Origin of the sequence: Spirosoma endbachense (assembly GCF_010233585.1) — a bacterium.
GTDB classification, from domain to species: Bacteria; Bacteroidota; Bacteroidia; order Cytophagales; family Spirosomataceae; genus Spirosoma; species Spirosoma endbachense.
Window position 1 is genome coordinate 5,954,148 of the sequence record NZ_CP045997.1, and the last position, 20,477, is coordinate 5,974,624.

A 20,477-nucleotide genomic window follows, 5' to 3' on the forward strand; every position below is an offset into this window, starting at 1 on the left:
CAATATAGCTACAGCACCACTACTTAGTACGTGGCTTTATTAAAAGGTATTATTTCAGTCATACGTAAGCGCCCACCTATCCCCCTATAGTCAATTCGTTATTGACAGTCATCTCCATTAAAGAGCATTTCCTGCAACTCAGAGCGATGAAAACCAATGAGTTTTATCATCATCGGCTTGCCAAATTATTGAGGTAAAGTATAGTACTTGGTAATGCTGAAGCTAATCGAGACGCCTGATCATTGCTTTACAATCCGCGTGGTTACCTGTTGACCATTTATATGCGCTTCCAGCAGGTACACCCCAGCGGGTAATGGGCCCAGGTCCACCTCCAGACGTTGAGTAGCTTCGGCTGCTGGCAAAGACCAGTTTCGGAGTCTACTGCCACTTGCATCGATCAAGACCAGCCTGACCGCCCCTGACGGGTTGCCCGAAAGGTGCACGGTTACTTTATCCAGCGCCGGATTGGGATACACCGTAACCGCCAGGGCAGCTGTTGATTCACCCAACTCTTTTGCGCTATTGCTTTGCCGAGCCTTTAGCCTTCCCATCAATTCGGCGCTTTGGGCATTGGCAGCCAGACGGGACTGACCGGCATCGGAAATATCGACCAGATAATCTTCGGTTTCACCATTGAGCTCCTCACAAGCCGTCTCCTGATCACCACTGTAAACCGGAGTACCGAACCGGATCCGCAGCCGGGTCTGACCCGTTTTTGCCGTGGCCGGAATGCTGAACTGACTCTCAAAGTACGGATCGGGGTACTCGCCTACCAGGTCTTCAAACGTGGCGTTCCATTTTAGATTCGAGATATATAGCCGCTCAGCGTTTGTAAATTCACCATCCTGGTTGAGATCGACCCAGATATTGATGCGGCTCTTGTAATAGTAGTCCTTATAGTCGCCTATCCGAATCAGCATGGCTTCCACCTGGAAGGGAAAGCTCTTGCCCCGGGTAAGCTTGATGGCCGCCTGACTGCTCAGATCAGAATAGCTCCGGCTGGTCTGACCGCAGACCCCTTTCGAGTCGAGCAGCACGCTGGCTTTGCCGGCCGACCAGATTTTAAAGGAGGCCAGCCCCATGGTTTCCTCATCCGAGGAACAGTTGTAGAGCTCACTCTGGGCTGGTGTGCAATACGACAGCTTGGTCGTAGCCGCGGACTGAGTGACTGTAAATGTTTTAATTAGTCCCCCGGCATTAACGCTCAGCACACCTGTCCGGCTGGTGGATGCCGTATTGGCATCGATGGTGAAAGTGATGGCGAGATTCGAGCCGGCACTACCCGATGAGGGGGAAACCCGCAGCCAGCTCGCGCTGGAGGCAATAGACCAGCTGGTGGTGGAGGTCAAACTAAAGCTACCCGTCGTAGATGGAGCCGATACAGCCCGGGAATCGGCTGACAGAACAAGCGTAGCGGTCGATCCATCATCGACCAAGTCGACCAGATAATCTTCGGTTTCGCCATTGAGTTCCTCACAAGCCGTCTCCTGATCACCACTGTAAACCGGAGTACCGAACCGGATCCGCAGCCGGGTCTGACCCGTTTTTGCCGTGGCCGGAATGCTGAACTGACTCTCAAAGTACGGATCGGGGTACTCGCCTACCAGGTCTTCAAACGTGGCGTTCCATTTTAGATTCGAGATATATAGCCGCTCAGCGTTTGTAAATTCACCATCCTGGTTGAGATCGACCCAGATATTGATGCGGCTCTTGTAATAGTAGTCCTTATAGTCGCCTATCCGAATCAGCATAGCTTCCACCTGGAAGGGAAAGCTCTTGCCCCGGGTAAGCTTGATGGCCGCCTGACTGCTCAGATCAGAATAGCTCCGGCTGGTCTGACCGCAGACCCCTTTCGAGTCGAGCAGCACGCTGGCTTTGCCGGTCGACCAGATTTTAAAGGAGGCTAGCCCCATGGTTTCCTCATCCGAGGAACAGTTGTAGAGCTCACTCTGATCTGGCGTGCAATAGGAAAGTTTAGTCGTACCAGCAGCGCCCTGAGTGACTGTAAATGTTTTAATGAGCCCTCCGGCATTGACGCTGAGCACACCCGTTCGGCTGGTGGATGCCGTATTGGCATCGACACTGAAACTGATGGGTATATCTGAGCCGGCGCTACCCGATGCGGGCGAGGCCCGCAGCCAGCTGGCGTTGGAGGTAATCACCCAGTTACTGGTTGTAGTTAAATTAAAACTACCCGTCGTGCCCACGGCAGCCACTGTTCGGCTATCAGCGGACAAAGAAAGGGTGAGCTGTAATTTTTTTTCCTGAGTGACTAAGACCGTTTTAACGAGCCCCCCAGCGCTGAAAGTTATCGTACCGATCCGTTGAATACCAAACGTGTTGGCATCAATGGTATAACTGACTGGCTGGTTAGCTGCAGCGCTTCCTTTAAGGGGCGCCAGTATAATCCAGTTCGAGCTGCTGGTCGCTGTCCAGTCATTATTCGCCGTCAGGCTGATCACGCCGGTCTCGCCCTCCCCTTTCACGCTTTTTGTTTCCGGCGACACCAGCAGAGTGGCTGATTCGGGTGTATCCGAGTCGGCGATATTCACCAGATAATCCTCGGTTTCCCCCCCGTAATCGATACAGGGATCCTGACCGTTAGTCCCTGAATTTAAGCGAATACGCATTCGGGTCAGGCCTTTGGTAGCCCCTACGGGAATTTTCAGTTGGCTGCTTAGACTGGCCCCTGATGTGCTGGCTGAACTAACGACCAGTTCATCACTGGTAAATAGTCGATCCTGGTTGAAATCGATCCAGATCAGTAGCTTATAGGTAAGGATTGTTCCTTTATTCGATCCGCTCCCCACACTCATGGCTTCGGTGAGGATCGTGTGCGTTTTACCACGGACGAGCCGGTTTCCCAGGGCATATGTATTTTCAATAAAAGCCATGTCCGAATAATTCGTATTCGTCCCGGCCGTACTGCAAACGTTCTGGGATTCAAGGATCGTTTTTTTATTATCCGACGACCATACTTTGATGCTTTTGATGCCTCGGGTATTGGTGGAACTGCCGCAACCGAAGTAAGAGACTGTATTATGATAGGGAAAGCATACTCCTTTTTCAACGGTTATTGAGCCGCCTACGCGGGTGGTTGTCTCAGAAAAGTTATACGTAAACTGGCCGTTTTGTTGCGTATATTTCAGACTAGAGGTATTCTCTCTAGGCACATCATTCCAGATGGTTTTTGTCGTTGATGAATTGTACTCACCCGCCAAGTTAAACGTGTTATCAGTCGTAAAAATCCGATTGGTATAGACTGGCTTCACCTGTACCTGGTTGGGGTTTTCAATCGAAAGCGATACCCCAACCGGAAAATTAACGTTACTGGTTATGCCTCCCTCCCGGACCTTAATCAGCAAAGGACTGGGGGTGGCCACCACATTGCTGTATTTGGTGGAGTTGGCAGCCCTGATTCGATAATAATATTTTTTGCCGGAATTACGGCTATCAGCGGTGACATCGTACCATGTATTCACCCCTGTATTCAGCCCCGGCTTATAGCTGTAAAAATCGCCCGTACTGCCAACGGGTAAAAAGCCACTGTCGGGCTGCTCGGAGCGTTCAAAAATATAGCCGTTCTGTTTGGCTGATCCATTGGTCCAGACCAGTTTGGCGGAACCGGGCATTCCCCCCTGAAACGTGGGATCCTCAAAAGCGACCGATGACAATAGTACAGGGGTGTCATCCACGGGCAAATGCGTATAAATCCCTGTCATTAAGCGGGCGGGCAAGCCGTTTTCTTTCATTCGGCTATTTTGACCAGGGGTAAAGCGGTAACTGGAACAGCTCAAAAAGTATGACATCAGGTTATCGGTCATTGGCTTATAGGCATCACCATTGGCATCCCTGATTGTCCCGTAATATTTACAGCTCTTGGTATACTCCAGGTTTTTATCGTCGAGCCGGTCGTAGGGATCCGCCGGCGTGTCGCAGACCTGATCACCCGTTGTCAAACAATTGGCGCCGTTGACTAATTCGTGTTTTTTGCTGTCTGAGTCGTCACTATCCTGGAACGTATGGTAGAGGCCGAAGTAATGACCCATTTCGTGAGAGACCAAATCCTTTCGAACCAAATCTCCATTGCTATCTAACCTTAGATTATCACTGCCCAGCACGATTGCATTGAGATTAGCTTTCGAACCAGGCACAGGCAAATAAGCAAAGCCGCCCATATGCTTCCCTTTTGAATCATAGACTTCATTAGCCACATAAATATTAATCGCATCCTGAGGTACCTTATCGAGAATGGCCGCCATATTATCCGGCGTATCTTTAAACGTGACCAGGGTGGGATTGATAATCTGGGAAACACTGGCATCAGAGGTCAGGTAAAATTGAATACCCAGTGGCATAAAGTCGCGATTGAGCATCTCAAGACTTTGGTGGGGAACGCGCAGTAAATTATCATTTTTGTCCAGCGCACTTTTGACAATAAAGGTAAAACGGACGGGGAAATAGGTCAGTCCTGCCGTTACGCGCGCAGCGCGCAATTGGTTAGCTAAAGCCTTATACTGTTTTTCGATCCGCTCCACTTCCTGACTGGAAATAGAGGTGCCACAGGGTTGGGGCAGGCGAGTTTGCTGAGAAAATGCGGAGAAGGAACAACACGCAAATAGGGCCAGAAAAAGTGTTTTCATGGGTGAATAAATTATGGGTGTGGACAGTAAAATGCACTCGATTTTGCGTGGTATTAACCGAACTTTCGACGACCAAAAGTCGTCTCTGTCAGTCTTTCGAACAAGCGAATCGAACTGACATCCTCGTTTCCTTGAAAGCGCGACTAATCACTGAAAATCAGTACATTTACATCCAGCAAACTTACTCCCATGGTAAGCCGAAAACAATACCTAGATAGGGGTATTTTATGTCGGGCGCTTTAGCTGTAAAGCAAATGTAGATATCGACGGCATGGTGAATGGGCAGACTCGGCGAGATAACAGGCTCGTCATCAACCTTGAGTTTAGCGATCACATGGGGCTTGAAAGGGTTTCCTGCCGACAAAGTGTTTACCGTCGAGCAGGGGCTTAAGCTCCTGTATCACGGCATGGGCATCCGATAAGCGAGCTAATCGGGATGCGGCTTTTTCTTTCGCTTTTTTCAAACAAGTTACTGCCACCAAATTGACCCAAAACTGCCACTGCCATTATCAAAAAAAGCAACAAAAAAAAGTCCCGATAGCGTTGGCTATCAGGACTTTAATTGTATAGAGACGGAGAGATTCGAACTGGCTTACGCTATTCAGAAAAAGCCTGTTTCTGATGAATAGGAGCCATTTTGTACGCTAAAACCTCACATTGAATGCGTATCTAGTTTGCCATTTTTCTGCCATTTTTTGACAATTGGTTAATAATCCGTTTGATTGTTATCTTTCTGTCTCGAACTCATTTAAAAAGCGATGAATTAAACCACTCGGTTAGTGCTTCATCTTTCAATAAAAAATTGGCGCTATCTACTAATATTACTTTAAGTAAAACAATACGAACTAATTCATCTAACTCTTTAGATATCTCAGATAAAATTGCATTTTCGCTAAGCTTTTTATCCATCATTTGACCATGGACGTATTTAGATCGTATGCCATATACCTTTTTAACAAATTTGAATAGTTTATATTTTTCCTCGCCGTTAACGCCTACATAAATAGCAACGCGCTCGCTTATTTTATGATTAATTTCGGTTGCATCATTCGCAGAAAAGAGGCATTCCAATACTAGGACATAAAATGAAATTTTTACTAATAACTGAGGGCTACTTCGAGCTTGATTTAAAAACTGTAGAGCTCGTCTTATCCTACTTAGTTGATTATAATTAATGTAGTGTGCTTTGCTAAAAGAAATTTCATTTAAATCAAGTTCTAGCTTATAATTTTCAGTAACAGGCTCAGGCGATAAAGCCTTGATTTTCTGTCCTAATTGCATTGCATAATTTATATCATTAAGCGTATAACTTGTATCTTCAAAGCGGCCTAATGCATTGCTATATGAATGAAAGAAATTTTGAATAGTAGCACGGCGTAGAGAAAAACTGTATATCCCACCATACATAATATTAGAGCTATTATCCTTTATTAACCAAAGGCAAAAAAAACAGATAGTCAATGAAAGAAAGATATTTATTTGTTTTTTCTACTAAATCTTCTATATCTGTAAAACTTTCATTCCTAACAAAATATGGTCTATCAATCAGTCCTGTTTTGAAAACATAGCCCAAGGCAGACCAGATTTCCTTATTTTTTGTGATTTTGTCTATTTGCTCTTCTGTATTATTCTGCCTAAACTGAAGCTCATCTATTGAAAATGGTGCCTCACAATCAACCGTAAAATTTCTTAATATTATAAACACCCAATCATTCATAATCAGATTATTCTAGGTTCGGAGGTTTTTTTACGAGAATGAACTCCTCTTTTGCGTCTTTTATAAATTCAGTCCTTTCCTTGCCCCAAACCAGCTCCCAAGCCATGTTGCCTAGTTCTTCCCAGAGCATTTCCTGTTCGGCAAAATCAATGGCAACCACTATCCGAATTTCTTCTTCTGACATAGCTATTAGATTTTAGACATTTGATCTATAAAGCTAGACATTTGTCTGATTTCTACATAAACTACTGAACTGGCTCCCAAACCTTAGCGACTACCTTCCACATGCACTGAATCTCATCAGCCTTGACAACAATCTCACCAAATCGCTCATTATCCGAGTGCAGGGTCAGAATATCTGAGGTAGTCAGGGTATTAGTTTTGATTCGCTTGACTACAAAGCGATTCGCATAGAGTACAGCATATACAGCCCCGCTTTCATATTTAATGTCATTAGAGGGCACATGGACAGCAATCACTTTGGCCCCATTTTTAATTTCTGGCTCCATGCTATCGCCCATCACATCAATGACAAGTGATTGCTTTTTCTTGAGATTTTCAGGCAGTATGACTGCATATTCTTCCTCGATCCAGTTTAGCCGGCAATCCTCATAAACAATGTTTGGTATACCCGCTTGCGCTTTGGCCGTCAGGTAAGGGACATACGTATAGATCTCATCCTCCTTTGACTTTACCGATTTTACATTCTCACTCTGGTATAAGGGTTCTGTCGATTTAGTCGTCCCTGAAAGCTGGCCTTTCATAAGCTCCCCTATTGGTACGCCGAATATTTCTGATAGTCGATGTAAGTTTTTCTTACCTGGCTCTGTTTTTCCGCTCAACCATTGATATATAGCTTGTGGCTTTATACCCATTTCTGCAGCTAAGTCAGTAGGATTTAGGCCCTTACGGTCAATCAATGCTTGAATCATAGACGACAATTCTGACACGGTAGAATATTTTTTGAAAGTATTACTTGTTTTATTTGAAAGTATCACTTTACTTCGTACCACATAAGAAAGAAATTCTTACATAAGTACCACTTACAATACTCGAAAGTATGCCTTATCGAGATTGTTTACAAGTCCACTTACTCAAGAATTAACAAATCGGTGACAGATGGAAAGAAAACGTAGACAGGCGGTCTCTGCTTCCCAGAGCTGGAAAGAGCGGATGCAGAAGGCCAAAGACGATCGGCCGGCGGGCATTGGTCAGCAGGCCATTATCGTCAAAGTAGTTGAAATCAATCCCAGCCTCGACCGGCTGACACTGGCCAATCGCTGGCGAAATGCCTGGCTGGTCAAATCGGCTGATCCCGAAATTACCGAAGCCGTGGAGGCTGCTGTGCTGCACTTCAAGAGTAAGGCGCAGACGATCCGTCAACGGCTGGCCCGGCAAAAACTCGTGAGTTGACTACCGATAACTATCGGTGTAATACTATAACTATCGTTATCTTTTATGAAGGCTTTACCCCTATTCGCTCTGCTGGCCACGCTCGCCAGCTGCCAAACGTTTACACAGTCCCGTTCAGTAAAGCCAGACAGCGTGCTGGTTCGGGCCCGCCACGCCGACAGTCCCGCTGAGCTGGCGGCTTTTCTGAAACTACCGGCCGATAAGCTGGATGATTACTACATCAACCAACGGCTAACGGCCAGCCCCCTGGACTCCAGTCCAGATCAGCTGGGCAATATTCAATTTGCGCCCGATGCGAACGGTACGTACCCATTAATCATTCAATCGCTTACGCCCAGCCATGACGACAACAATCACCACTGAGCAAATCTGGCTCGATCAGATCTGTGCGAGCCAGCTTGTCGGCATCTGCCTGCTCGATCAGCAGGGCCATCTGGTGCAACGACTCGATGACGATGAGCTGCTTCGGGCGATCGTCATCGAATACCAGGAGCAGCGGGTTCGTGAGCTGGTGCTGGCCGAACGTACCCTCGATAACAGCTCGGCGCCCACCCCGTCTTAATTTTTCTATAGCCTATAAAACGCCAATTCCATGAATCTCATCCAGTTAATTCCCGGCCCCATGCGGGCGGTGGTCTGCCTGCCTCCGCGCAAAAACAGCTTTCAGCAGGTCAGCATTGCCTTCGAGGGCGTCATGTTCCACCACGTTACGCTGCTACTGCGCCTGCTCGATCATAGCTTCATTAAGCTCTTGATGGGGCCTGACTCGGCCAGCCATCCCGGACCCGAAGGGTTTACCAAACTTGACATTGTGACCCTGAGCCACCTGCTGCCCAGCGAACCCACTAATGTAGTCATGAGCCGGCTCGAGCACGCCCTGCTGCTGGAGTATCTACTGGCCCAGATCACCTGGATGGGCGAGCATGAGCAGTCCATTCTGGCTGACATACCGCTTTCTCAGATCACCGGCAAGCTCCGGGCCATCCGCCACGTACTGAGCAGCAACACCACCGATATCCGCTTTCACCTATGGAAACGCTACTGACTTTTCTTAGACTCCATGCTTACCTGGTCTACGGGCCACTGGCCAGCCTGCTCTGCTTTACCGCCATTCACCTGGTCCGGATGGCTTTTCGCAAACCCAGTCAACCTCCCTTCAAACGCAACCGGTTATGATCCTCCTCGACGATATCATTGCTCGCTACCAAGCTGGTACACTCGCCGGGCTGCCCAGAAAGGAGCTCCTCGAAGCCCAGCGCAAGGTGACTACGTATCTGGGCTGGCACCAGCAGAATCCCGACTTCTCGCATCCGGTCGTGCCGACGGCAGACGATTTACAGCCCATTCACGAGTTACTGGAAACCACGCTAAACACCCGTTTTGGGCTGGATGGCATGACCCCCACTGAGCCATGAAAACCTGCACGAGCATTGCTCACCCACTGCTGCGGCCAACGCCCAGCATTGCCTCGCCCCTGGAATGCCGCTGGGTGCAGCTAACCTTCTGCGAGATTGAATTTATCATCGGTTTGCTCTCGGTCTCGCTGCAGGATCTGATCAGCGGGAAGCTCAAGCCCCAGAACCAGTTTCCGCTCACCAGTCTGGAGTGTCTGGCCCTGATTGAGACGCTAAGCGGGCAGCTCCCGGCGCTGGAGCCCAAACCCTGCTGCACAGACCTACTGGTACGCCTGCCCGAGCTTCAGCTCTACCAGTTCAACCAGTACCGGTTCTGGGTGGAAAACGACTATGCCGAAACCCTAGAGCGGCTGGACAAACAACCCGAGCACTGGGTTGGCCAGCAGGTAACGGCGCAGACCACCCGCAACTATACCCTGCTGACCCGCATCAAAAAGAAGCTGTCCTCGCCCATCGTGCCATGGACACCGCCCTAAACACAAAACTGCCTGGTATCGAGCGACGCCAGGCAGTCATTAAAATTTCCTATAGCGGTTCAGACGCCAATCCGAACACACCTGCAAGCTACAAAAAACCCCTAAGCAACCCCATGATCGATTCGTATTTTCTGGACAAACTCCGCGCCCAGGCTGATATCGTCTTCATTATTGGGGAGCTCTGGGAGATCAAAAAAGCGGGAAGCAATTACAAGGGGTGCTGTCCCTTTCATACCGAGAAATCGCCCTCCTTTTCCGTCAGCCCCAGCAAGCAGATCTTCAAGTGCTACGGCTGCGGAAAGGGAGGGGATCTCTTCCGATTCGTGCAGGATTTCAAGCGTCTTACCTTTTCGGAAGCCGTCCACTACGTCGCCGACCGATACAACGAAACCGTCATTTATGAACGACCCATCAACCGAACCCGTTCCCGCTTCCATGACCTCGATCTCTGATCCGAGCCAGCGGCCCCCTGGTGGCGAAGAGGAGCTGCTGGAGCTCTATGATATCAACAAGGCCGTGGGCCGAAAGTATCATGAGCATTTGCTATCCGTCCTGGCCCAGGCCGACCATCCCGTCAGTTTGTATTTGCATGCCCGTGAGCTCACCACGGAGATCATCCAGCAGTGGCAGTTGGGCTATGCGCCCGACAACTGGCGTTTTCTGACCAGCCCCCTGATTGATAAAGCAGCCTTTGTGCCAGCTGTTGCCGCCGGCGTCTGCGTCGAGGATGGCGCCAAGAAACGGGACTTTTTTCACCAGCGGCTCATGATTCCCCTGGTTGATCAGTACCGCCGGGTAACGGGCTTTACCGGCCGAAGCCTCGACGGCCGCGATCCCAAATACCTCAATACCCGCGAGACGCCCATTTTCAAGAAATCCGAGCAGCTCTTCGGGCTCGATCACGCCCTGCGGGCCATTGTTCGCAGCAAATCGATCGTGTTGACCGAAGGTAATTTCGACGTGATCAGCCTGCACCGGTTTGGTGTCGACAATGCCCTGGGCAAAGGGGGTACGGCCCTTTCGGACGCCCAGATCGTGCTGCTCAAACGGCTCGGGGACGTAGTGACCCTGATTTATGATGTCGACGAGAACGGGGCTGGTCAGCAGGCGCTGCTGCGCGACTGCGAGGCCCTGTTAAAAGCGGGTCTTCGGGTTCAGGTATTTTTGCTGCCCGATACGATTGAGTCTGAGGGCAAAACCAGCAAGTCCGATGCCGACAACTGGTCGCGCTGGCTGATGAGCCAGGCCGATCTGCCGCCCAAATTTAACCTGACCAAACACATCGCCAAAGAAGCACAGGAAGGCCTCTTGTGGCTGGCTACGCAGTGGACTCAGCACGACGATCTGTCGGCTCAGGTCGAAGGCGAAACCAAAAGCGTGGGGCTACTGGCCTGCGTTTCCGACGAGGTCTGGCGCAAAAAGTACGCTAAAAAGCTGGCCACGGTCTTTGACTGTGAAGCGAAAGGACTCCTTCAGCAGGCTGAACGGATCCGCAAACAAACCACGGCCGCAGCGCCCGCTGAGAGTGAAGATGACGATGAGTTTGTTGCGGGAGCCGTCTGGTATAAAAAAAGGGACCAGTCGATGCTGGTACGATCGGGTAAAGGAGGCATGGCCACCGTTGCTGATAATTTTCACCTCTTCATTAAGTACGTCACCGAAGACGAGGACGAGAATTTAACCTGGATCCTGGAGATCCGGCCGCGCGAGGGTGATCCGATTTACATCGAAGTGCCCCACGAGGATTTCTGCTCGGCCTCCCGGCTCAAAAAGATCATCACCGGTAAGCAGTATTCGCTTAAAATCAGCGATGGTGAGCTCTCCGAGCTGCAAAGCTTTCTCTTCAGCCAGACCCGGTTTGCCCGGGCCATCAAGATCATCCGGTACGGCTATCACGTGCCCAGTGGCGTGTTTTTCTTTGCCAACCAGGCCGTGAACGGCAAAATGCTCACTCCAGATGAATTCGGCATGGTTGAGACGGTCAAGGACGACAAGCCCATGGTGCTCTCGATGCCGGTCCAGAAAAAGCACAAGGCGCACCGGTTTACCCTGACCGATACGACCATCAGTGTCAATGCGTTTTTTGATCTGTATGCCCAGGCCCATGGCTACGAAAACGCGCTGATTCCGTTTTGCTGGAATTTGATGGCCCTGTTTCGCGATGTAGCGCTGCACCACAAAAACTTCTCGCCGATTCTGTTTCTCAAAGGCGGTGCCGGCACCGGTAAGTCGAGCATGATCCGCGTACTGACATCGGCTTACGGTAAAAAGCAGGAAGGGGTTAACCTCAAATCCAAAAATACGGAAGCCGCCCTGGTCAAGCTCATGTCGCAGGGTTCGAACGTACCGATCTGGTTTGATGAGTTCCACAACGATCTGACCTGTGAGGGGTTGTTTCAGGCCGCCTATGACAACGATGGCTATCACCGCTCCAGGGACAATACCAGCTCGGAGACCGATGCCATCGAGATTCATTCGGCGCTGGCCCTAACGAGTAATTACTTGCCGGAAAACCCCATCTTTTTCTCGCGCTGCGTGTTTGTGCCCATCACCAGCCAGGACAAGACCGATGCGCAGCGGCAGGCCTTTTACCGACTCGAGGAATTGCAGGAAGCCGGGCTGGGCTGCCTGACGGTCGAACTTCTGCAATACCGGCAGCTCATCGAAAGTCAGTACGCAGCTTCGTATGATCTGCTTCACAAGCATTTGCAGGCAGAGTTCAAAACCGATAAGATGCCCGAGCGTTTCTACGCCAACATGGCCCAGGTCATGGCCGTAGCCTTTACGCTGGCCAGCGCCAAAAAGATTGCCATCACCGAGTCGGAGAGTACCCTGGACATCCTGCGCGAACTGGTCAGTCTGGGCGCGACCAACATCCGCCGTCAATACCGGATCATGTCCGAAAAAACGGCTCTGTCGGAATTCTTCGAGATTGTCCAGCAGCTCTACGATCAGTACCAGATTCACGAAGAGATCCATTTTGCCTTCAAGGCAACGGGGCAGGCGATGATGATTCGGCTCTGGTTTCCCCAGCTCTATACGCTCTACGCCCAGACCTACCGGCGCATTTACCAGAAAGCCCCGGCCGATAAGGATACGCTGCAAAGTGAGATCGCGGCTTTTGAAGACATGACGGACTGGGATGCCATGAAAAAGCAGTTTCGCATGCGCAACGATGGGGAGAGCCGTTCTGATGCAGCCACACTGCCCAGGCCTGGTTGCTGCGAAATGGACTACTCAAAACTGGCTGATAAGTATGGATTGAGCCTGGAACATCGAAAAGTGAAGAATTAACCGGTTTTGACGCGAAAAACTACGCCAAACGTACTACAATACTACATCTAGGGATAAAAGACTGATAATCAATAAAGTAAATGTAGTAATGCTGTAGTAAGTGTGTAGTAATCGTGTAGTCCTGTAGTAATGTATTTGGCGCACTACACCAATACTACACCAAAATCAACATAACACACTGATAGTCAATATTTTACCAAAGTGTAGTAATGTAGTACACTACAGACCCTCATTTTCAGGATAAAAAACAGTGAAAAAACGCGAAAAATGGAAAATCAGCCCGCTGACGAGCCGCTCCTGTATCGCTGGAGCAAATGGATGGATGGGAACGGAAAGCTCTGGGTGGTCACGGCCCTGGGCGGCTATTTCAAAATGCCCAGCACCCCCAAAGCAACCGTGGTCGAGCTCTATGATGCCGATTCCGAATGCGTCCAGGATTTTCCCTATAACGAGGTGATGAGCTGGATTCGGCAAGGCACCCTCAAACGCGTTGAAGGCCCCATTTTACTCTAGCAACCAACAAATCGATTTATACCATGAACCAATCCCCTGATTTTAAAGACAAACTCGACGAGCTAACCATCGATGTCGAAAAGCTCGGTACCAGCGTTGCCTGCGTGGAAGACTCACGAGCGCGGGAAATTTCCAGTCGGCTTGCGGATCGTCTTCGCAATCGACTATCTGAGCTAAAACAACAGTACAAAGCCTGGGCCGCAGCGCCCGCAGCCACGAACAGCACTCCAGCAGAATCAGCCTGCCTGCCCAAACTGGTGCTGCATGATATGGGCGTCTGGGAGGTCCAGGAGTTGCTGTCTGGCTATCAGCTGTATGATGGCTGCGTCTACCGGGCTGGGGTTGATCTGGAGAAGGAAACCTTTCCCATCACCTTACTGGGGCTGGAGATGACGATCACCTGCCAACGGCAAACGGATAAAGTCCTCGATGCCAAAGGGCTCAATTACCCCGACATCCGCCGTCGTCTGGCTGACCACTGGGAAACGATCATGCGGTACGCCCCCGATTCGCCCGGCCAGCAAAAGGCCATCAATGGCTTTAATGAATTTCTGGGACAGGTGAAAGCCAGCATTGCCCAGCAGCATTCGATCACTGTCGATGGGGTTTCTATTTTTTCTCATAACGATTCGAATTCCGATGACAACTAAACTGCTGACCTTGCTGCACCGCTACCACGGTGATTTTCCCTCGACGCTCACCGAGCATTACCTGTATTTCCAGTCGGCTTCAGGCGAGCCCCACACGGTTACTGTGGATCAGGACTACATCATCAGTGACAGTAAACCCGGTGGTTTTCGTCAGTGCACCGAAAATTTTGACAGCTGCCTGATGGTCATCAACGCACTGGCTTTGGGTGTCGAAACGGTTAAACCGGATCAACATGGCTGAGATGCTCGACTCCGATCGCTACGATGACAGCCGCGATGCCCTGACCCAGTGCATGTACTGCGGAGACAAGGTTGCCCAGCAGCCGGGTATTAGTTCAGTCGGTAAATGTGCCCGTCATGAAGCCATCTGGCAGGAAGACATCCAAGTTGGACTGCATAAGCAGAACCGGCTTAAGGAAATCATTTTACGCTCAAAACCAACCAGTCCATGAATCCCGACGATCAAACGCTTGAGGAGCACAAACAGCAAATGCTCCAGTTTCGCCAGACGATGAAAGAGCAGCACGGTGAGGAATTCGATACCATGCTCAATTCCTACAAAGAAACCCTGCAAACCATCCTGAATCAGATGCCAGGCATGACGGCCGTGGAGCTCGCCGACCAGATGGTTGATCAGCTCGATGCCGACACGGCGCTCGACGACGATGAACGGGAACTCTGGAAAGGGCTCATTGTCATCGCAGCCCTGGAGATGGACAATCTGATCGACTAATCTTTTAACTACTTACTATATTCCCATGGCAAACCAATTAGCAATCACCGGCAAGTTTTTAGGCGCGGGTAACATCAAGCAGATCGGTCAGAATAACCGCAACGTGCGCAGCTTCTGGCTCGACATCACCGACAATCCGGCCTATCCCAATACGCCCGAATTCCAGCTCTTTGGCGACAAAGTGAACCTGGTCGATAACCTCAAAAAAGGCCAGACGATCGAGGTCAAATTCAACATCAACGGCCGCAAGTACCAGCGCAAGGATACGGGTAAAGAGGCCATCATGACCAATCTCGATGCCTGGCAGATCAACGTGCTCCAGATGCAGTCGGCCGCTTCCGTTGCTCCCCGCGCCACGGCTGCTCCAGCACCGGCTCCCATGACTGGCCCGGGTCAGTATGCTCAGACGGGCCAAGTGGCTCAGTCCGGTTTTCCGTATGCAGGCACTGAGGATGATGGTAACGATTTACCTTTCTAGTCATGGATAAGCGCCTATTGTATTCGCAACTTGAGGAGATCCACCGCTATGATTTTGAGGTGGAATCCGATGGAGTCGAACTTCGCTGGCCCACGCTGGTAAAGGGAGCCCTGCTCCAGTCGAGTTTATTTCTGGTGCTGGTTATTCTCCAGCTCACCGATCTGATCCACTGCTCCTGGTGGTGGATCACCCTACCCTACTGGCTGGTGCCGGCCGTCCTGCTGCTCACCCTGTTTTTGCTGGCACTCACCTGGCTTCTGGGCCGACTCCTCAACCAGTTCTCCGCTTAATCTCACTCTCCTCTCCACGGCTCTGCTTTTCATCAGCCCGCCTGGGTAGGGGATTCTATAGCCCAAACGCCATGAAACCCGAACATTCACTGCTCTTCCAATCCATGAACCAAAGTCTGATCGGCAACCAGCTCCCCTGGCTACTGGCCTTTCTGAGCCTGTTGATGCTCGACGATTATTTAAAAAACCGGCGCTTTAGCCGGCTCTCCCTGGCCCATTACGCCGGAGCGTTTCTACTGGTCACGCTTCGCTATCTCAAACGAAAACTCCACAAATCGTGAAATACAAAATTGACCGACAGAGTCCAACGGGCCAACAACTCTTTGCCCTCTACGACAAAATGAACGAGTGCCGTAAAGCCGCCCAGGTGATCTGCCAGGAAGTGGGCAGTACAAGCGTAGTCACCTCGGGCGAAGTGATCGCCGGTGGCATCTGGGGCTTTGAATTCCCCGACAAGCCCAATGACTACAAGCGGGTCTATTCGCACGGAGCCCGGCATTTCTTTTTTCCCAAGGCCCTCCGAAAGTTTGAGGATCTATTGAAGCGGATCCGTCGGCTGCCGGTGGTTCAGAAGACCGACATCAACCAGATCGTCGGCTTTGAACGCCAGGCCGTCGGAACAGCCTGGGTGCGCAGTGTCGGCTGCCACTGGCGTAAAGGCTACTGTCTGATTGACATCAACGAGAAATGCGTCTACACGCCCCGGCCCGACATGATCGAGATTACCACTACAGAATTTAACCGCTTAAAAGATGAAACGGATGAATAAGCCAACTCTGCCACAATTCACCCTGGAAACCGGACAACGTCCGGCCTTGAATGCGCTGGAGCAGCACCTGCTAACTGTAGCCGCCCGCTGGTGTGCAGATACCAACTCGATTGGCTCGATCGACGAGTTCAAAAAAAAGCTGGAAAGTGAAGCGGCCTGGTTCTGCCACGAGCATCGCAAAAGCGAAACCTCCATTGAGATCGGCCGTTACGACGAGACCATGCTCTACATAAAGCCGGCGGGCCGCAACATCCGGGCCACGGCGACGATCCGGCTGGCAGAAACCGAAAATGATCTGGGCTACGAGCTCCAGGCAGCGCACAGTGCTGGTTACTATACCCCCCGCTTTCTATAGTTCGCCATGCCGATGCGACGTGAAGATTACCCGCCTGACTGGGAAGCCATCAGCATCCAGATCCGGGAAGTTCGGGCAAAGGGCCGCTGCGAGCAGTGTGGCGTCAAAAACCACGCCTATGTCTACCGATTGATAAAGGACCAGTATCGCTATGCCACGGGTTGTGAGCTGCTGCAACTCACGGTCCTGACGCACATCAAATCACACGGATGGCGAATCTGGCGAGCCCTGCGCTACATGCGGCTAACGAAGATTATTCTCACAGTGGCGCATCTCGATCGGGATCCTACCAACAATTCGGATGACAATTTAAAAGCGCTCTGTCAGCGCTGCCACTTGGGTTACGATATGCCTCAGCATGTGCGCAACCGCAAATACGGACGGGATCATGATCGCCCACCTCAACTGACCCTACCTTGGTTCGATTCCGGATTACTAAACGATAAATGGCATTGAAATTTGCTTTTTTCTGCCATTAGCTAATCTGATAGAGTGAGGGCTAGCTAGCGCCCTCACTCTATCAGATTAGCTAGTATCGAGTCTTCAGACTGATACAAGAATTCTTTAACTTGCTCGATGCTAATGCTCTGATGGAATTGCTTTACTGGTTTGCCTGAATCCATAGAGCCTAGATGCCTACGTGCTTCAGCCAGGTTGTGAAATCACCAATAGTATCGTTCGCTCTTGCATATTGCCTTACATTAGTTTCCAAATGCTCAAAAGTCTCGTATTTTTTTAAAATATCTTTATAACCTTCTGCCTCTTTACCCTTTTCGTAAAAATAGAATAGCAGCCATTGGCCTGAGTATTGGATATCTATATCACCAATGTTGTCAGCCAGATATTCCACAAGAGTCCAAATCGATAGTGACTTAAGGCTTAGCCCACCTTTGGCTATTTTTTTGTCAAATCCTTCTTTACAAATCCACCGAACAGAGTTTTCCGTTTCGTAGTCTCCATAATTTCTTTGTCCTGCTTCTGTTAATATCCACTGATTCACTATATTAGTTGATTTATACCTTTCATTATAGACTTTGCTAATCCATCGTGCGGAGTTTTCAATATGGTAATCGCCAATGTTCCCTGCTTCACGTTCTAGGGCTATCCAGGCAGCATAGATTTGGTCGCTGGGAGCCTTATTAATAGCGAGTTTACAAATCCATCGGGCGGAGTTTTCAATATGGTAATCGCCAATGTTCCCTGCTCCTCGCTCCAGGGCTATCCAGGCTAGATAAATCTGTCCATCGGAAGTCTTCTCAGCAGCGAGTTTACAAATCCATCGGGCAGAGTTTTCAATATGGTAATCGCCAATGTTCCCTGCTTCACGTTCTAGGGCTATCCAGGCAGCATAGATTTGGTCGCTGAGAGCCTTATTAATAGCGAGTTTACAAATCCATCGGGCGGAGTTTTCAATATGGTAATCGCCAATGTTCCCTGCTCCTCGCTCCAGGGCTATCCAGGCAGCATAGATTTGGTCGGTGGAAGTTTTCTCAGCAGCGAGTTTACAAATCCATTTAACGGAGTTTTCGATATGGTAATCCCCAATGTTCCCTTCTCCTCGTTCTAGGGCTATCCACGTTAAATAGATGTGTTGGTCTGCCGTTTTCTGAGCAGCGACCTTACAAATCCATTTGGCAGAGTTTTCGATGTGGTAATCCCCAATATTGCCCGCTTTAATCTCTGCCTTCAGCCAATCAATGCATTTGCTGGAAATAAAATTGTTTTGAAAAGCAAATCGGTAAAGTGTTCTAGCTAATTCTGGGTTAAAAGCTACAAAGTTTTGAGGTAGGTTAATCAGCAGATATTGCCCAAATGATCTTAGCGGCCCAAAACTCGTTCCTTCCTTTAGTGCTGCATGCATGATTGACAATACGATGTCAGTCTCATCCAGCAGACTATCTTCTGCGTCGAAGAGAATTCTGTAAAAAAACTCAGATATAATTGGGTTGCGGGTTACCACTTTTAAACTGCTACTCTGGATAGGAGCCTCTTCCAAAAGATACCCTTTAATTTTTGGGTAAACTTTATCTAAATTTTCGACGGGTATTTCTTTAAGGCTTGCCTTAAGAAAAGATTCTGAACTGTATAGTATGTCACCTTTTTTGGGAGCTCGTAACTCAATCATAATGATTATTGCCAATGCTTTCAGAGCTTCAATTCCGTGATCCTTGTCCCAGCCATAAATCTTCTGCACTACATCTGTTAAGATAGCCTCTAAATTTTTACCCTTAGAAATGGTCAGCATTTTTGAGAGCAAAAACTTATTGCTCTTATCGTTCAGAAGTTGTACCAGGTCTGCTTTACTTAGGCCGAAGCCGATTTTGCTTTTAATAAGCGTGTTTGATAAGGCATTAATTTCAGTTGGTGATAGTTCTCCAAGCGTAAACTTCTGATTACCTGTATACTTGATTATATCCAGTTTATGGGGTCGGTTTTTCTCCTGATTTAAATAGTGAAACCATTCATTCTCACGGGATGCCAGAATCACTTTAAGGCGTCGGTTATAGGCAGCCTTAATAAGTAGTGCAGGCAGGTTCAGCACCTGCTCGGCGTGATCTATAATTAATACGGTGTCCTGACGACTAGCTTTCTCGGCAATTGCAGTGTCGACATCGCCGACAGGGTGGAAATTATAAAAAACCTGAACGTTTTTCTCAAAATAATAAATGCCAAGTTGATGGAGTAATGTCGATTTACCTTCACCTCCTGCACTCGTAATAATGCAGGCACTTTCACTTTCCAAATGGTCAATTATATGGTCCTGGCGATCACGTTTAAATGTAAATTTTTTTATTAGTGGCCAGACTGGATCATGACCTTCATAATATTTTTTAACATAATCGATTTCAATAGGTCGAAAATCTGCGGACGTCAGTTGTTGCCAAACCCCTTCCTGAGTACGACTAGTTAACTGCTCATTTTTCAGGGTTTTTATTTCTGTTAAGATCGTTTTCTGAAACTCTTCAAAATAGGCCGGAATTTTGCCATAGGTTTCTATAAAATCATTATTAAGATCCTGCACCAGATTGGTCAGCTGGTTAACATCCGTCTTTATATCCGCCAGCCACTCTATTTGAATGATGGTTCGCAGCCGTTCATTGGTTTTGACATATTCATGAAAATAGTCACACATTACGTCAAAAACTGTCAAATTTTTGCCATTATCTACCCATCCTTCCAGCACAGCTCGGCGAAAGTCTTTCGGGAGAACGCGCGCGTATTTTCGACTTTGCAAATGGGCCTCCAGCTCCCGTAGTAGTTCATCCAGTACGTGCTGTCGAATGGATTCAGCGGCATTTCGATGAATTTCGGTTGCTGATTGACTAAAATTTAGATGAATTACCTCGCTCACTGCGATCGAATTTGGAATGTAGCTATCGTCGTTGAAACGATACAATTCTGCATCCAGGTAATCGATAATTAGCCGATAGGCTGCATCAGCTTCCCAATAAGCTTCTTCCTGATTACCCGGTTCGAATTTCCACTGAGCTCTCCCCCACCGTGCCGCCTGCAACCCGGCTTCAAGGTGACTCTGACGTACTGCTTTTTGAATGTCATGATTGATCGGAATACTACGCTGACTCAGTACGGATTGAAGTTTATCGAGTCGTTTTTGGGCAGCGCCCTTAAGTTTATCCTGGGTAAAACCAATGATAGCATCCGCATAATAGACGCCTACAAATGCAAGGGCCGTTTCTACGATTGGCATGGTGTGAATACGTGATTAATCG

At 49.1% G+C, this 20,477-nt stretch carries 26 protein-coding genes; 20 read left to right on the top strand and 6 right to left on the bottom strand.

Translation table 11 applies throughout. The annotated features are described in order from the left end of the window. Positions 1-239 precede the first annotated feature (239 nt). The 5 genes from GJR95_RS24005 to GJR95_RS24025 form a co-directional block, all read right to left on the bottom strand. Positions 240-4,643 (bottom strand): GEVED domain-containing protein, encoded by a 4,404-nt coding sequence (locus tag GJR95_RS24005; RefSeq protein WP_162388274.1) that lies wholly within the window; start codon positions 4,641-4,643, stop codon positions 240-242. Between the two features lie 744 nt (positions 4,644-5,387). After that, the gene (locus GJR95_RS24010; protein ID WP_162388275.1) at positions 5,388-6,050 is read right to left on the bottom strand and encodes a HEPN domain-containing protein; all 663 of its coding nucleotides are present in this window, start codon (positions 6,048-6,050) and stop codon (positions 5,388-5,390) included. A gap of 13 nt (positions 6,051-6,063) precedes the next feature. Beyond that, complete coding sequence (locus GJR95_RS24015) at positions 6,064-6,360, bottom strand: hypothetical protein (RefSeq protein ID WP_162388276.1); 297 nt, start codon at positions 6,358-6,360, stop codon at positions 6,064-6,066. Positions 6,361-6,367: 7 nt separating this feature from the next. Further along, positions 6,368-6,544 (bottom strand): hypothetical protein, encoded by a 177-nt coding sequence (locus tag GJR95_RS24020; RefSeq protein ID WP_162388277.1) that lies wholly within the window; start codon positions 6,542-6,544, stop codon positions 6,368-6,370. Between the two features lie 61 nt (positions 6,545-6,605). Next, positions 6,606-7,292: a LexA family transcriptional regulator gene (locus GJR95_RS24025; RefSeq protein ID WP_162388278.1), complete on the bottom strand. Its 687-nt coding sequence runs from the start codon at positions 7,290-7,292 to the stop codon at positions 6,606-6,608. Positions 7,293-7,479: 187 nt separating this feature from the next. Here GJR95_RS24025 and GJR95_RS24030 point away from each other — a divergent pair, with 187 nt between their 5' ends. The 20 genes from GJR95_RS24030 to GJR95_RS24125 all read left to right on the top strand — a co-directional run bounded on the left by GJR95_RS24030 (position 7,480) and on the right by GJR95_RS24125 (position 17,202). Continuing rightward, on the top strand, positions 7,480-7,773 hold the full coding sequence (locus tag GJR95_RS24030; protein WP_162388279.1) for a hypothetical protein: 294 nt from the start codon (positions 7,480-7,482) through the stop codon (positions 7,771-7,773). 45 nt (positions 7,774-7,818) lie between these two features. Beyond that, positions 7,819-8,136, top strand: a complete 318-nt coding sequence (locus GJR95_RS24035; RefSeq protein WP_162388280.1) for a hypothetical protein — start codon at positions 7,819-7,821, stop codon at positions 8,134-8,136. Next, positions 8,114-8,335, top strand: coding sequence for a hypothetical protein (locus tag GJR95_RS24040; protein WP_162388281.1), 222 nt, complete (start codon positions 8,114-8,116; stop codon positions 8,333-8,335). Before GJR95_RS24035 ends, GJR95_RS24040 begins: the two co-directional genes overlap by 23 nt. Before the next feature lie 30 nt (positions 8,336-8,365). Beyond that, a complete protein-coding gene (locus tag GJR95_RS24045; RefSeq protein ID WP_162388282.1) occupies positions 8,366-8,818 on the top strand; it encodes a hypothetical protein in 453 nt (150 codons plus the stop codon). Further along, entirely contained in the window at positions 8,803-8,949 is a 147-nt protein-coding gene (locus tag GJR95_RS24050) for a hypothetical protein (protein ID WP_162388283.1), read from the top strand. Before GJR95_RS24045 ends, GJR95_RS24050 begins: the two co-directional genes overlap by 16 nt. Next, the gene (locus GJR95_RS24055) at positions 8,946-9,188 is read left to right on the top strand and encodes a hypothetical protein (protein ID WP_162388284.1); all 243 of its coding nucleotides are present in this window, start codon (positions 8,946-8,948) and stop codon (positions 9,186-9,188) included. The genes GJR95_RS24050 and GJR95_RS24055 overlap by 4 nt, the downstream gene beginning before the upstream one ends. Next, complete coding sequence (locus GJR95_RS24060; RefSeq protein ID WP_162388285.1) at positions 9,185-9,664, top strand: hypothetical protein; 480 nt, start codon at positions 9,185-9,187, stop codon at positions 9,662-9,664. The genes GJR95_RS24055 and GJR95_RS24060 overlap by 4 nt, the downstream gene beginning before the upstream one ends. Then, positions 9,649-10,116 carry a CHC2 zinc finger domain-containing protein gene (locus tag GJR95_RS24065; RefSeq protein ID WP_162388286.1) on the top strand — a complete coding sequence of 156 codons (468 nt, stop codon included), beginning with the start codon at positions 9,649-9,651 and terminating at the stop codon, positions 10,114-10,116. The genes GJR95_RS24060 and GJR95_RS24065 overlap by 16 nt, the downstream gene beginning before the upstream one ends. A 64-nt stretch (positions 10,117-10,180) precedes the next feature. Then, positions 10,181-12,958, top strand: coding sequence for a toprim domain-containing protein (locus tag GJR95_RS24070; RefSeq protein WP_162388287.1), 2,778 nt, complete (start codon positions 10,181-10,183; stop codon positions 12,956-12,958). Positions 12,959-13,225: 267 nt separating this feature from the next. Next, a complete protein-coding gene (locus GJR95_RS24075) occupies positions 13,226-13,471 on the top strand; it encodes a hypothetical protein (RefSeq protein ID WP_162388288.1) in 246 nt (81 codons plus the stop codon). 23 nt (positions 13,472-13,494) lie between these two features. Next, on the top strand, positions 13,495-14,121 hold the full coding sequence (locus tag GJR95_RS24080; protein WP_162388289.1) for a hypothetical protein: 627 nt from the start codon (positions 13,495-13,497) through the stop codon (positions 14,119-14,121). Continuing rightward, positions 14,111-14,362 carry a hypothetical protein gene (locus GJR95_RS24085; RefSeq protein ID WP_162388290.1) on the top strand — a complete coding sequence of 84 codons (252 nt, stop codon included), beginning with the start codon at positions 14,111-14,113 and terminating at the stop codon, positions 14,360-14,362. The genes GJR95_RS24080 and GJR95_RS24085 overlap by 11 nt, the downstream gene beginning before the upstream one ends. Beyond that, positions 14,355-14,573 carry a hypothetical protein gene (locus GJR95_RS24090; protein ID WP_162388291.1) on the top strand — a complete coding sequence of 73 codons (219 nt, stop codon included), beginning with the start codon at positions 14,355-14,357 and terminating at the stop codon, positions 14,571-14,573. The genes GJR95_RS24085 and GJR95_RS24090 overlap by 8 nt, the downstream gene beginning before the upstream one ends. Next, positions 14,570-14,854: a hypothetical protein gene (locus GJR95_RS24095; RefSeq protein WP_162388292.1), complete on the top strand. Its 285-nt coding sequence runs from the start codon at positions 14,570-14,572 to the stop codon at positions 14,852-14,854. Before GJR95_RS24090 ends, GJR95_RS24095 begins: the two co-directional genes overlap by 4 nt. A gap of 25 nt (positions 14,855-14,879) precedes the next feature. Continuing rightward, complete coding sequence (locus GJR95_RS24100; protein WP_162388293.1) at positions 14,880-15,332, top strand: DUF3127 domain-containing protein; 453 nt, start codon at positions 14,880-14,882, stop codon at positions 15,330-15,332. A gap of 2 nt (positions 15,333-15,334) precedes the next feature. After that, positions 15,335-15,622: a hypothetical protein gene (locus GJR95_RS24105; RefSeq protein WP_198424738.1), complete on the top strand. Its 288-nt coding sequence runs from the start codon at positions 15,335-15,337 to the stop codon at positions 15,620-15,622. Positions 15,623-15,693: 71 nt separating this feature from the next. Beyond that, positions 15,694-15,903 (top strand): hypothetical protein, encoded by a 210-nt coding sequence (locus GJR95_RS24110; protein WP_162388294.1) that lies wholly within the window; start codon positions 15,694-15,696, stop codon positions 15,901-15,903. Then, positions 15,900-16,391 carry a hypothetical protein gene (locus GJR95_RS24115; RefSeq protein WP_162388295.1) on the top strand — a complete coding sequence of 164 codons (492 nt, stop codon included), beginning with the start codon at positions 15,900-15,902 and terminating at the stop codon, positions 16,389-16,391. Before GJR95_RS24110 ends, GJR95_RS24115 begins: the two co-directional genes overlap by 4 nt. Beyond that, positions 16,375-16,746, top strand: a complete 372-nt coding sequence (locus GJR95_RS24120) for a hypothetical protein (protein WP_162388296.1) — start codon at positions 16,375-16,377, stop codon at positions 16,744-16,746. Before GJR95_RS24115 ends, GJR95_RS24120 begins: the two co-directional genes overlap by 17 nt. A gap of 6 nt (positions 16,747-16,752) precedes the next feature. Beyond that, on the top strand, positions 16,753-17,202 hold the full coding sequence (locus tag GJR95_RS24125; RefSeq protein ID WP_162388297.1) for a hypothetical protein: 450 nt from the start codon (positions 16,753-16,755) through the stop codon (positions 17,200-17,202). A gap of 172 nt (positions 17,203-17,374) precedes the next feature. Here the strand turns inward: GJR95_RS24125 and GJR95_RS24130 are convergent, their stop codons facing one another. Then, a complete protein-coding gene (locus GJR95_RS24130; protein WP_162388298.1) occupies positions 17,375-20,455 on the bottom strand; it encodes a P-loop NTPase in 3,081 nt (1,026 codons plus the stop codon). Between the last annotated feature and the right edge of the window lie 22 nt (positions 20,456-20,477).